At 69.2% G+C, this 12,655-nt stretch carries 11 protein-coding genes; 5 read left to right on the top strand and 6 right to left on the bottom strand.

From position 1 onward, the window contains the following. Position 1 precedes the first annotated feature (1 nt). The 3 genes from KY661_RS14025 to KY661_RS14015 all read right to left on the bottom strand — a co-directional run bounded on the left by KY661_RS14025 (position 2) and on the right by KY661_RS14015 (position 4,742). A complete protein-coding gene (locus KY661_RS14025) occupies positions 2-1,591 on the bottom strand; it encodes a S8 family serine peptidase (RefSeq protein WP_225410675.1) in 1,590 nt (529 codons plus the stop codon). 166 nt (positions 1,592-1,757) lie between these two features. Beyond that, entirely contained in the window at positions 1,758-2,849 is a 1,092-nt protein-coding gene (locus KY661_RS14020; RefSeq protein WP_225410674.1) for a serine hydrolase domain-containing protein, read from the bottom strand. A gap of 39 nt (positions 2,850-2,888) precedes the next feature. Beyond that, positions 2,889-4,742 (bottom strand): sulfatase-like hydrolase/transferase, encoded by a 1,854-nt coding sequence (locus KY661_RS14015; protein WP_225410673.1) that lies wholly within the window; start codon positions 4,740-4,742, stop codon positions 2,889-2,891. A gap of 161 nt (positions 4,743-4,903) precedes the next feature. Between KY661_RS14015 and KY661_RS14010 the strand changes: the two genes are divergently transcribed. After that, the gene (locus tag KY661_RS14010) at positions 4,904-5,761 is read left to right on the top strand and encodes a DMT family transporter (protein ID WP_225410672.1); all 858 of its coding nucleotides are present in this window, start codon (positions 4,904-4,906) and stop codon (positions 5,759-5,761) included. A 24-nt stretch (positions 5,762-5,785) separates the two neighbouring features. Here KY661_RS14010 and KY661_RS14005 read toward each other — a convergent pair whose 3' ends face one another. Next, positions 5,786-7,405, bottom strand: a complete 1,620-nt coding sequence (locus KY661_RS14005) for an NADP-dependent glyceraldehyde-3-phosphate dehydrogenase (RefSeq protein WP_225410671.1) — start codon at positions 7,403-7,405, stop codon at positions 5,786-5,788. 149 nt (positions 7,406-7,554) lie between these two features. Between KY661_RS14005 and KY661_RS14000 the strand changes: the two genes are divergently transcribed. Together KY661_RS14000 and KY661_RS13995 are read left to right on the top strand one after the other, a co-directional pair. Then, positions 7,555-8,199: a hypothetical protein gene (locus KY661_RS14000; RefSeq protein WP_225410670.1), complete on the top strand. Its 645-nt coding sequence runs from the start codon at positions 7,555-7,557 to the stop codon at positions 8,197-8,199. Beyond that, positions 8,196-8,441, top strand: coding sequence for a hypothetical protein (locus KY661_RS13995; protein ID WP_225410669.1), 246 nt, complete (start codon positions 8,196-8,198; stop codon positions 8,439-8,441). Before KY661_RS14000 ends, KY661_RS13995 begins: the two co-directional genes overlap by 4 nt. A gap of 43 nt (positions 8,442-8,484) precedes the next feature. On the opposite strand, the gene KY661_RS13990 is transcribed toward KY661_RS13995, so the two are convergent. Beyond that, complete coding sequence (locus tag KY661_RS13990) at positions 8,485-10,011, bottom strand: vanadium-dependent haloperoxidase (RefSeq protein WP_225410668.1); 1,527 nt, start codon at positions 10,009-10,011, stop codon at positions 8,485-8,487. A gap of 319 nt (positions 10,012-10,330) precedes the next feature. Here KY661_RS13990 and KY661_RS13985 point away from each other — a divergent pair, with 319 nt between their 5' ends. Further along, on the top strand, positions 10,331-11,395 hold the full coding sequence (locus KY661_RS13985; protein WP_225410667.1) for a hypothetical protein: 1,065 nt from the start codon (positions 10,331-10,333) through the stop codon (positions 11,393-11,395). Between the two features lie 44 nt (positions 11,396-11,439). Further along, positions 11,440-12,318 (top strand): AraC family transcriptional regulator, encoded by an 879-nt coding sequence (locus KY661_RS13980; RefSeq protein ID WP_225410666.1) that lies wholly within the window; start codon positions 11,440-11,442, stop codon positions 12,316-12,318. On the opposite strand, the gene trxA is transcribed toward KY661_RS13980, so the two are convergent. After that, positions 12,315-12,638, bottom strand: a complete 324-nt coding sequence (trxA, locus tag KY661_RS13975) for a thioredoxin (protein WP_225410665.1) — start codon at positions 12,636-12,638, stop codon at positions 12,315-12,317. The two genes, KY661_RS13980 and trxA, sit on opposite strands and share 4 nt — an antisense overlap. Positions 12,639-12,655 lie beyond the last annotated feature (17 nt).

The raw sequence follows: 12,655 nt of genomic DNA, 5'->3' as shown, positions 1-12,655 counted from the left end.
ACTACAGGCCGGAGGCCGCCTTGACCGCGGCGCTCGCGTTCACGAGCCCGTAGCCATAGGTGGTGTCGTAGCCCGCGGCGCCCAGGTTCATCGCCGTGTTGAAGAGGTGGGTCTCCACCTGGGTGTTGGTGAGCGCGGGCTTCGAGGACCAGATGAGGCCCAGGACGCCGGCCACGTGCGGGGTGGCCATCGAGGTGCCGTCATAGAGGTCCCACGCCGAGGCCTGGTTCACCACGGTGCCGCTGGCGCCCGCCTGGGCCTTGAGGCTGGCACCGGTGGTGTCGGACACGCCGATGGTGGGGATCCACGCGCGGCCGTCAGCGGTGGTGGCCGTGCCCAGCGTGCCACTGAACTCCCCCGCGACGTTGTTGTAGAGGATGGCCGCCACGGCCCCCTGGTTCATCGCGTTCAGCACCTTGTCCGAGAAGTTGATCGTCCCACGCTGGATGAGGGCGATGTTGCCGCTCACCGAGGTGGGGCACTCCCCGGCCTGGCCCAGGCCGCAATGGACGATCGTCTTGGTGAGGCCCGCCGTGCGGCCCGCGAACTCGAAGCCCAGGCCCATGAAGGTGGCGGTGGTCGACACCGACGCCTCGCTGCCCGTCCCACCGGGCACCGACGAGAGCACCATCACGCCCGGCGCCACCACGTCGATGTTGGTGCCCCGGTTGGAGAAGGTGGCCAGGGCGTTGTTCACATCCACCGCGCCCACGGCGATGTTGGTGGCGTAGCCGGCCGGGAAGGAGACCTTCGAGGCCCCGTCATTGCCCGTGGCCGCGACGATGAGGGCGCCCTTGGTGCGCATCTCCTTGTAGAAGTTCTCCTCGATGCGCGACTTCGTGCCGCCACCCAGGCTCAGGTTGACGATCTTGCAGCCGGCCGTCTCCACCAGCCACCGCACGCCGTCCATGATGTCCGAGGTCGTCCCGCCGTTGGGGCCGAGCACGCGCGCATGGTACAGCTGGGCGCCGTAGGCCACGCCATAGACGCCCGCGCTGTTGTTGGCCGCCACGATGGTGCCCGCCACGTGGGTGCCGTGCGTCTCGTTCACGTCGTTGTTCCACCACGGATCCGAGTCATTGCTGACCGTGTCGATGCCGCCCTTGTAAATGGGGGCGATGTCCGGGTGGGTGTAGTCCAGGCCGGTATCCGCCACGCCAATCTTGATGCCGGCGCCGGTGATGCCCCGGGCGTGCACCGCGGTGGCCTGGGTGGTGATGAGGCCGTAGAGGCCGTTGCCCGTGGACGGGGTGAGCTGGCTGGTGGCGAGCCCCAGCGGCATGCGGATGGCGTCCTCTTCAATGGCCTCGATGAGGTTGGAGCGCATCAGCGCGGCCATCTTCGACGGCTTCATCTCCACGGCGGCCACGTTCAGCTCGGAGAAGTCCTTGCGGAGGTTGGCGCCCATCTGCTTGAGCAGCGCGTGCTCGGCGGCCCCCGGCCGGTTCTTGAAGGCCACCAGGTAGCGGCCCGAGGACTCCAACGAGGCGGTGTCCACGCCGGGCTCGGCCTGGGGGGTTCCCTCATCCAGGGGACCGGTCCCGCAGGCGGACAACAGCATCAGCGCGGCAAACACGGAGGACTTCTTCATGCGGCAACTCCAGGGGGATACGGACGCTCCGAAAAGCGTCCGTTGTGGGCACGACATCTGGAGATTGCGTGGGGCGCGGCGCGCTGGATCTCAAATAACGAGAAAAATTCAATCTTGAGAAAACCACTCTCCGTGAACCTCCTCAAGACTGGCAGCGGAGGACGCGCTAACGCGGCTCGATCGCTTGCAAGAGGCGCTGGGCGGCCGCTCCCAGCTCGGACTGCGGGAGGTTCGTGTTGTTGAGGATCACGACGGTGGCGCCCCCACCCGGCACGTGGGCCACCACGGACTTGAAGGCCCCCAACTGGCCGGTCTCCCACGTCACCTCCCGGTTCCGGCCACCCAGCAGCACCGTCTCGACGCGGCCGCCGAGCGCATAGCGGGCCTCGGGCACGGTGACCGTCGACAGCTCCCGCACGGAGTCCGCCGACAGGAAGCCGCCCCCGTCGATGGCCTCGGCGATGCGGCGCAAGTCCTCCGCGGTGCTGTAGAAGGTGCCCGAAGCCGCCGCATAGGCAGGCACCGGCTCCAGCTTGCGCTGGGGGACCGGCTGCAAGGCGGTGTACCCCATGGCGGCCCCCGGCACGTCCGCGAAGCTCCCGGCGGGAAGGCCCGTGTCCTTCAGCTTCAGCGGCCCGAGCAGCTCCTCCTCCACGGTCTGCTCGAAGGACTTGCCGTTGGCCTGCTCGAGGAGGGCCCTCACCAGCACCCAGTTGGTGAGGGAGTAATCCCAGGCGGCCCCGGGCACGGCTTGCAGCGCCCCGGAGCCGTAGGTGCGCGCAGCCTCCGCGGCGGACAGCTGCCGGAGCGCCATGCTCCGGTCCTTCTTGTAGGCCTCCATGACGCCGTTGGGAATGCCGCTCGTGTTCGACAGCAGGTGGCGAAGCAGCACCCGCTCACGCGTCTGCTCCGGCAGGGCCGGCAGCCACTGCCCGATGGGCGTGTCGAGGCCGAGCGTTCCCCGCTCCACGAGGCGCAAGACGACGATCGACGTCAGCCACTTGGAAACGGAACCGATCTGATAGCGCGTCGCCGCCGTGGCGGCCACACCGGCCTCGGCGTTGGCCATGCCGTGGGCACGAAGATACGGCGCTTGCCCCCGCCCGGCGGCCACCAGCACGACGCCATGGAAGTCCGGTCTCGCCGTCAGCGCGTCCACCTCCCCGGCCACGCGGCGGTGGGCAGCATTCGTGGCGCAGCCCGACAGCCACAGGACCAGCCACAGTCCCCACCCGCTCCGGCACCTGCCCTTTGTCATCGCGCCTTCTTAACCCGCTCCGTTGCCGGGCTGGAAACGTCACTCCCCGGGGGCCTGGGTGGGACCCGGAGTGGAAGGCGTGCTTCCCCCGTCGCGCAGCCGGCGCAGGAGCCGGGGCACCTCGGCGGCGAAGCGGCTGCTCGCATCCAGGAGCGGCCGGTCATCCGGGGTGGTGATGAGCGTGCCCGGCTGGGCGGGGCCGAACACCACCTTGAGGGACTGGCCGATCAGCGCGTAGCGGGGCTCCCACCCCACGGTGGCCAGCAGGTAGCGCGTGGGGTCCGGGGTGAGCATGGAGGCGCCATCCCCGAACAGCGCCGGATCATGCGTGTCCCCCAGGAGCGAGAAGAGCGTGGGCACCACGTCGATATGGCCCGTGAGGGTCTCGACCCGGCCCGGCGGCATCCGCTCGTCGATGATGACCATGGGGACATGAAGCTGGGAGCTGGTCACGTCCGAGCCATGGCCCACCCGGCCATGCTCCCGGAACTCCTCCCCGTGGTCGGAGCTGAAGACGATGAGCGGCGCACGCCCCCGGGTCTCCGTCATCTCGGTGAGCAGCTCGTCGATCTTCAGGTCCACCTCGTAGGCGGCGTTCTGGGCCCGGGCGCGCAGCTGCCCGGCGGGAATCTGCGTGGCGGACAGGGAGCCCTTCCCATCCCACGCGGGAGAGAACACGGCGGCCCGGGGCGGATAGTCGTAGTTGAAGTGCGTGCCCACGAAGAAGACGAAGAGGAACAGCGGCTGATCCACCGGCGTGTCCCGGAGAATGCGCCGGGCATCCTCCACCATCGCGGCATCCTTGATCCGGTGCTTCCCCTCGTAATTGGTGATCAACCCGTCCCGCACATCGCGGAACACGGTGTCCTTCAGCCCCATCCAGTCCACCGAGGAGGCGGCGAGCAGGGCCACCCGGTAGCCATTCTGGCGCAGCACGGGAAAGAGCAGCGGCGTCTGCCCTGCCCCCATCACCGCGTCGCGCCGCTGGGCATCCAGCGAGTAGAACAGGCTGAAGAGGGAGTAGTCCGTGGAGCTCGCCCCGCTGTAGTGGCGCAGGAAGGTGGTGCCCCCTTCGGCGCGCCGGCTCATGAGCGGCATGACCTCCGGGGTGAAGAAGTCCGCGCGCAGGCTCTCGGCCAGGAACAGCACCACGTCGGGCCGCCGGGTGAAGCGCACCTCGGAGGGCGCCACCTTCGCCGCGGAGGTGCCCGCCTGCGGCGTCGCCCCGAAGCGCAGCCCCTGCGAGGCCGGGCGGCCGGTGAGCGACGCCAGAATGCGGTTCATGCGCACGGGCGGCTGGAGGGGCAAAATGGTGGCCGCGGCCTGGACGGACTCCCCGGCCGAGAACAGCAGGTAGGCGGTGGTGACCCGCTCCGCGCCCCAGAGCAGCACGAGCGCCAGCACCCAGCGCCACGGGCCGCGCGGCGTGGCGAACCGGCGCATCACCCACGCGCCCACCCACACATCCAGCGCCATCACCACGGCCCCGATGGCGGCGATCTCCATCACCTCTTCCCGCCGCAGCCCCGTCTCCCCAATGGCGGAGGCCTGCATCGCCACCGCGATGACCAGCCCATTCACGTGGAAGCCCATGGAGGCGTGGACCAGGGAATCCAGCACCAGAAAGGCCAGCAGCAGGGCCGTGACGAGCGAGGCCGCCCACACGTACCCACGCCGAAGCACGAGGAACGGGAGCGTCGCGGTGAAGGCCACCAGGCCCAGGAAGAGCGCCTGCACGAAGGACCCCACGGCCAGCGCGGCGCGCGGGTCCGCCGGGGCGCGCTCGATGGCCCGCAGCAACTCCGCGCCGAAGAGCGGCAGGGCGCACAGGCCGTGGAGCAAGCACCAGCCCAGGGCGGGAAGAAGGTAAGCGCGCGGTGAACCGGTTTGCATGCTGAGCGTTGCCCGGGAGCCCTCAGAAAGGAGGGGGAGCGCGTTCCTATGTCCTCATCCAGCCAAAACTCAAGGAGTTAACAAGCACCGCCCGGGGCGCCTGCATGTCCTGCGCATGGACTCGCGGCGGCAGGCCCGCTATGTCCCGCCGCCACCGCCCCATGCTCCGTCCCCGACTCTACCTGCTAGGTGCCGCCGCCCTCTGGTCCACGGCCGGCGCCGCCATCAAGCTGTCCCACCTCGACGCCTTTCAGCTCTCCTCCGGGCGGTCCTTGATTGCCGCCGTGGTGCTCTTCCTCATCTTCCCCGAGAGCCGCCGGCGTCCGAACCTCCGGATGCTCGCCGTGGCGGCGGCGTACGCGGCCACGGTGGTGCTGTTCATCTTCGCCAACAAGCTCACCACCTCCGCCAACGCCATCTTCCTGCAGGACACCGCGCCCCTCTACCTCCTCCTGCTCTCGCCGCTGCTGCTCCGGGAGCGGCCCTCGCGGGGCGAGCTGGCCGCGGTGCCCATCTTCCTGCTCGGCCTGAGCCTGTTCTTCCTGGACCAGCTCTCCCCGGGCCAGTTCCAGGGCAACCTCGTCGCGCTGGGCTCGGGCGTGGCCTTCGCGCTCACGATTCTCGGCATGCGCGCGGCGAGCACCGAGGGTTCCGCCATCCTGTTCTGGGGCAACCTGATCGCCGGCTTCGGCCTGCTGACGCCCGCCCTGTCCGGCCCTTCGCCCACCCTCATGGACACCGGGCTGCTGGCCTTCCTCGGCATCTTCCAGCTCGGCCTGGGCTATGCCTTCTTTCAACGGGGGCTGCGCGACGTGCCGGCGGTGGAGGCCTCGCTGCTGGTCCTCCTGGAGCCCGTGCTCAACCCCGTCTGGGCCTTTGTCTTCGCCGGCGAACAACCCGGCCCCTGGGCCCTCGTCGGAGGCTCCATCATCCTGCTGGCCACCTCGTGGCGCACCGTGGTGGGGGTGCGCGGCACCGGGGCGGCACCGGCCAAGGTCTCCGCGCAGGAGAAGGCGTAGTCCGCCCTCACCCGCGCGGGCGCCTCAGAAGATGTAGTCCGTCGTGAGGAAGGCCGAGTCCCGCTCGGTGAGGATGTGCTGGACCAAGGCCTTGTTCTCCGCCGTCGTCTTGGTGGCCACCAGCGTGCGGATGGAGAACACGCGCAGCGCGTCCGCCACCGACAGGGTGCCCTCGGCCGAGTCCTTGCGGCCACTGAAGGGGAAGGTGTCCGGCCCACGCTGGCACTGGGTGTTGAGGTTGATGCGGCCCGCCTGGTTCGCGAAGGCATCGATCAGGGCCCCCATGCGCTTGGCGTCCTTGCCGAAGAGGCTCAACTGCTGCCCATAGGGCGAGTTCACCACGTAGCGGATGGCCTCCGCGTCCTCCTCGAAGGGGACAATGGGGATGACGGGGCCGAACTGCTCCTCGTAGTACAGCCGCATCTGCTCGTTCACCGGCGACACGATGGCCGGATAGAAGAAGGAGCCGCGGGCCTCCCCGCCGTTCGGGTTGAGCACCTGGGCCCCGTGCCGGACCGCATCGTCCACGAGCCCCTTGAGGTAGGCGGGCTTGCCCGGCTCCGGCAGCGGCGTGAGCGACACGCCGGGCTCCCAGGGCAGGCCCGGCTTGAGCTTGCCCACCGCGGCGATGAACTTCTCCAGGAAGGGCCCGAGGATCTTCTTGTGCACCAGCAGGACCTTGAGGGCCGTGCACCGCTGGCCATTGAAGGACAGTGCGCCCAGGACGCACTCGCTCACCGCGTTCTCCAGGTCCGCGTCCGGAAGGATGATGGCCGGATTCTTCGCATCCAGGCCGAGCACCGCCTTCAGCCGGTGCGGCTTGGGGTGCATCCGCTTCAGCTCGCTGGCGCCCTGGTTGGTGCCGATGAAGGCGAACACGTCCACCTTGCCGCTCTCCATGAGCGCGCCCACCGTCTCCCGGCCCCGGCCGTAGATGATGTTGATGACGCCCGGCGGGAAGCTGTCCCGGAACGCCTCCAGCAGCGGGCGGATGAGCAGCACGCCGAACTTGGCGGGCTTGAAGACCACGGTGTTGCCCATGAGCAGCGCGGGGAACAGTGTGGAGAACGTCTCGTTGAGCGGGTAGTTGTAGGGCCCCATGCACAGGGCCACGCCCAGCGGCACGCGGCGCACCTGCCCCATGATGCCCTGCTCCTGGACGAACCGGGCCGAGTTGCGGTCCAGCTCCTTGAGGGCCGACAGCGTCTCGACGAGGTAGTCCCGCGTGCGGTCGAACTCCTTCTCGGCGTCCTTCTGCGTCTTGCCGATCTCCCACATGAGCAGGTTCACGACGGGCTGACGCTGCTCCTGCATCCGGGTGATGAAGCGCTCCACGTGCTCGATGCGCTCGGCCAGCCGCATGGTGGGCCAGAGGCCGCGGCCCAGGTCATACGCATGCACCGCCGCATCCAGCGCGGCCAGCGACTCCTTCGAGGTGAGCAGCGGCGTGCTGCCGATGACCTTCTGCTCGAGCCCCCGCACCGTCTGCACACACACGGGGCTGCGCACGGGATTGAGCTCGCCCTGCCAGGTGAGCAGCTTTCCGCCGATGAGGTACTCGCGCTGCTCGGTGAAGTCCGGAATACGGGCGGACGCCGGGACCGCATCCACCGAGGAGAAGAGGTTGTCGAGGAGGCTCTGCATGAGGAATCCCCAAAGAAAGCGCCAGGTGCGCTGGATTCTACTGGGCCCTCCCACGCCGTGCCGCAGAATCGCTCACGCGGTCCGCGCGCACCTCTCACACGCCCTGTGATATCCGGCCCCCTCACCCCAACGCTTCCGGAGAAATGACCATGAAGCCGATGTTCCGCGCCATGCTGATGACCTGTCTGACGGCCCTGGTGGGCTGTGCATCCATGAAGGGAGGCACCCAGCCGCCGGACACGGGCGCGCCTGGCCCCGGGTCCCTGGTGGAGAACTGCGATGACACGCAGAAGGAGATCTCCAAGCAGGCGGACGCGATGGCGAGCCCCTACGGCATCGATCAGCACGTGGAGAAGAACTTCTCCGGCCGCAAGGTGTCGTGGCTGATGACGGACAGCGCCTACCAGAAGTTCGTGGTGCAGACGGGCGCGAAGAACTTCGGCCGCTGCAACGACGTGGCCTGCTACCTGTTCGCGGCGCCGGCGGCGACCATCCAGGGCGCGGTGGAGAAGGCGAAGACGCCGGACGGGAAGCATGATCCGGCGGTGCTGGGCCAGGCGCTGGGCCTGCCCGCGCAGAACTTCGAAGGCCCGCTGCGGATGATGACGCTGGACCTGGCGGCGCAGAAGGTCTGCGCGCGGCTGCCGGTGGAGGCGGATCCGGGCGTGTGGAAGTGCACCACGCCCGAGGAGAAGGACTGCTTCAAGTTCGGCGGCTACACGTCCGGCGGCGTGCCGGAGATGATGGTCATCAACGCCCCGGTGGCCGGGACGCAGGTGGCGGAGATTCCGTGAGCGCCGAGGAGGTGCTCCTCCAGAGCCCCCTCCTGTACCGCGTGCTGAGAGGCCAGGACGGGGCGCTGTCCATCGAGGTGCTGGTGGGCGGCATCGTCCAATTCGAGGTGCGCGTGCGCCTGACCCCGGAGGAGGCCACGGCCTTCGCCCGGGAGGGACGCGCCTTCGCGGACCGGCTGGCCCAGGCCATCCAGGCCGACCCGCCCTTCGGCGGGCGGTCAATGCGCTCCCCTCCCTCGTGAGGTGCGGACGGGGCCCGGCAACCCGGTGCCCCGTCCCCGCGCCTCAGGGCGCCTCGGGGGCCCAGTACGCCCGCGCCCGGGGCCAGAGGAAGTCCGCCACGTCGCGTCCGAGCTCCAGGCCCGCGATGTTGTCCGACTGGATGTGGTAGCCGCCCATCACCCGCGAGATGCCCGCCAGCTCCGCCGTCTCGCTGAAGGTCGGCAGCTCCAGGGTCACCTCGCAGTCCTCGGGCGTGTCGTTGGAGGGCCGGCCCCGGCGCTGCTGGATGATGTTGCAGGCAAAGCCCGGCTCCGTGAGGGCACCGGCGGTGAGGTGCTCCACCTTGCCGAAGGTGTCGCTGCCCGTGAACAGCTCCAGCACCCGGGCGCACGCGGCGCTCACCGTGCTGTGGCCCGAGACGTAGCCCGGGAACGGCGGCGTGATGAAGGTGGAGGGCGAATACGGGCGCCACTGCCCGGCGGGAATCCGGTCCACGCCCTGGCCCGGCCCCACCCAGCCCATCAGCTCGCCGCCCTCGCGGTAGTAGCGGACGAGCGTCCACGGGCGGGAGGAGTCGTAGAAGCGCTTGGACTCCCACGCGGCGATGAAGGCATCCAGGGCCGCATTGCCCACGGTGAAGAAGAGCTTCACGTCCCGGTCCAGGCCGTACCCATCGCGACGGGACACGTCCTGCGCGAACCGCAGCCAGTGGCCCGACTGGGCCGTGGACCGGGGGCCGTCGCGCATGAACTCGACGAGGGCCTTCTGCTCCGGGGTGAGGTTCGCGTTGAACCGGATGATCTCCCGCACCTCCCGGGCGAGCGCGCGCGAGCCCACCTTCGGCGGAGGCGGGGGACGGAACTGGTCACTGGACACGAGCGCGAACGGCTTCACCAAGTACCAGTGGGGGGTCAGGAAGCCGGGGGTGACGGTGCCGCCGTTGCCATCCTCGAAGGAGATGGGCTGCCACCGGTCCGGGTCGATGATGACGTTGGGCGGGTTGACGGGGGTATAGCCGGTGTAGTCGGAGTACGGGCCGCTGGAGCCGGGCGCATCCCCCAGCTGGTTGGCGCCATCGTGCCGCCGCCAGGTCAGGAGCGCCTCCGCCACGGTGTTTCCCACCCCTTGGGGAGTAGAGGGCTGGATCGAGGTGTCGTCCGGGTCGTACCCCATGTGCCGCATCTGGTCCGCGAGCCAGGCGGAGTCCTCCGGGAAGAGCTCCTCCAGGGCCCGGTATGCGGCATAGGCGATGGCCTTGCGCTTGTTGGCCAGGGTCCGTTCCGCGGGGGGCCGGCGCAGGGTGCCTCCCAGCCGGGTGCCCACGGCGCGCGCGTCATACGCCGCCCAGGCGTCGAACATCGCGGTCACCACGATGGCGTGGGAGCGGGAGATGACCGTGGGCCGCGCGCCCCGCCGCTCCACCTCCCGGGCCGTGGCTTCGAGCGCGATGTCCACCCACCGGTAGGCATCCGAGGGGGCGTTGCCGTGGGCAGGCAGCGCAGGCTCCGCCTGGGCGGAGGGAATCAGAAAACAAAGCGTGGCGAGAAAGACAAAGAGCCGTTGGGGTTGGGTCAAAAGTGCTCGAGCCAAGGGTTTCTCCTGGTGCGAGGCCCCGGCCAGATGGGCCTCGTGGCGCCCTCTCTATCCCTCCTGTCTGACCCGGACCGCGCCCGAGACCCCTCGGCCCACCGCCACACCGGAGAAACGTGAGCCCGTTGTCCGGCTTTCAACTTCGGCCCGGCATGATGCAGCGCGCCAGCGCTTCGCGGCCCTGAGGCACACCCGGTTTTCCTGACATACCTTTGAAAGCTGCCTGGGTCTTCAGTCCGCCAATTGACTTTTCATTTTGCCAAAGAGCACCCTTTCCCCCCGGCGGAACTGTCCACCGCCCTGCCGTGAGGAGAGGTCCGTGCCCACCTCGAAAATCGTTTCAATTCTTTCCCTGCTTGCCTTCACCACCCTTCTGGCCTGCGGCCAGGAAACGGAGCCCACTCCGGCTCCGTCCGGCGTGATGCTCACCATCCAGGGGCTCTCGCTCGACCAGATTGACCGGGTCGTCGTCACCGCGCAGCCCTCGGGCGTCTCCGCCACGCTGACGCGCACGCCCCCCAACCCGTTCTTCCAGGGCACCCTCACCCTCCCCGAAGGCCAGTACGTCCTGACCGCGGAGGCCTTCACCGCTGACCCTTCCCAACCGGCCGTCGCCTCCGGCTCCGCCAACGTCACCGTCACCGCGGGCGCCACCTCCGCCGTGATGATCTACATGCTGGACCCGGCGCCGGACCCGGGCCAGCAGACGCTCGAGCCCATCATCAAGTCGCTCACCGCCTCCAACGCCAACCCCCTGACCGGTGAAGCCATCACGCTCACCTCGGATGTGGTTCACCCCACGGGGGCCACCATCACCTACGCCTGGACCAGCACCTGCACCGGCGGCACGTTCAGCGATGCCTCGGCCGCCACCACCACGTGGACCGGCAGCGCCGCGGGCACCTGCGCCCTCACCCTCACCGCCTCGGTGGCCGACAAGAGCGTCACCTCCTCCGTGTCGGTCACCGTCCAGCCCAGCCCCGGAACCGTGAATACCGCCGCGACCTACGTTCCCCGGCCGTACATCACCAAGCTCACCATGACCCACTTCTCGGGAGGCACGACCTACAATGGCGTCGTGACCCGGGGAGCCCCCGGCTCCCAGACGCCGGGTAACTTCCCGCCCATGCCCGCCCTGAGGAAGATGCAGTTTCAGATCGAAACCAACGAGGGCTGGGTCAACAAGCTTCTGGTGACGTGCAACGGCACCTCCACCTACGCGACGTCGAGCACGCAGACCTGCGGAACCACGACGTGCTTCGCCAACTTCTTCTTCAACTCGGCGCTCCCTGGGTCCGTGTGTCTGCTGACCGCGACCAGCTCCCGTGAATACCCAGGTGGAGCGCTGACGGACACCTTCTCCGCCGGCGTCCGGGTCCAATAGCGGAGCCGCCCGCCGCCACGGCCGTGGTAGCGTCCCGGCGCGAGATGTCCGGTCCGCGATCACCCTCCCTGGAGCGTGCCCGTGCTTCCCGGCCCAGCCGCAACTGGGTCGATGTCACGCGGGATGGGGCCACGGGCATCGAGACCATCCGGGCCCACTTCACGGGCCACGCCTACGATCCGCACTTCCACGACGCGTACCTCGTGGGCGTGACGGAACAGGGGCTCCAGGAGTTCTCGTGCCGCCGCGCGCTCCACCGCAGCACGCCTGGACGCGCCATCCTCATCGAGCCCGGCGAGACCCATGACGGAAACGCCCCGGAGGCGGCGGGCTTCACCTATCTGATGCTCTACCTGCCGCCGTCCTGGCTGGCCGAGACGTGCAGCCGGGCAGCTGACGGCCGCTTTCCGGACCGCCAGGCGGGCTTCAGCACCACCCTCAAGGACGAGCCCCACCTGGCGGCCACCATCCGCCAGGCGTTCTGGAGGCTTCACGCCCCCGAGTCCCGGCTCGCGCGAGACGAGGCGCTCGATGCGCTGGCCGCCTCGCTCAACCCACACCTCGGGGCCTCGGTGGTGCTGCGCACGGGGGAGGCGGCCACCCGTGCCGCCCGCCGGGCCCGCGACCTGCTGCGGGAGCGGATGGAGCAGGACCTCGGGCTCGACGAGCTGTCCCAGCTGTGTGGGGCGGACCGGTTCCAGCTCTCCCGGGCGTTTCGCTCGGCCTACGGGCTGCCGCCACATGCCTACCTCGTCCAGCTTCGCCTCTCCGCCGCGCGCCAGCGGCTCGCGGCCGGGGAGGCACCCGCGGATGTCGCGGCCTCCGTGGGGTTCGCCGACCAGAGCCACCTGGGCCGCTGGTTCCGCCGGGCGTTCGGGCTGACGCCCGCCGCCTACCGCGCGCTGTGCATCTCCGTTGGCTAGACGCCCACCAGCTTGAGCAGATTCTCGCGAGTCGTCAGCCCGGCGGAGCTGCCCACTTTCTCGCCCTTGTTGAAGACAAGCACGGTGGGCACCGACCTCACCCCGTACTTCTTCGTCACCTCGGTGCAGTCATCGATGTCGACGCTGCACACCTTGATCTTGCCTTGGTAGTCCTGGCCAATCTTGTCGACGATAGGGGCCAACGCCTTGCAGGGCCCGCACCACGTGGCGCCAAAATCCACCAGCACCGGCACGGAAGCCTTGAGCACCTCGGCGTCGAAATCGGCGTCTTTCTCAATCACCTTGACGAATGGACCCATGTGAACACTCCTGAAGG

Source organism: Allostigmatella hybrida (assembly GCF_020103775.1).
Taxonomy (GTDB): domain Bacteria; phylum Myxococcota; class Myxococcia; order Myxococcales; family Myxococcaceae; genus Hyalangium; species Hyalangium aurantiaca.
This window is presented reverse-complemented; position numbering and strand designations above follow the sequence as displayed.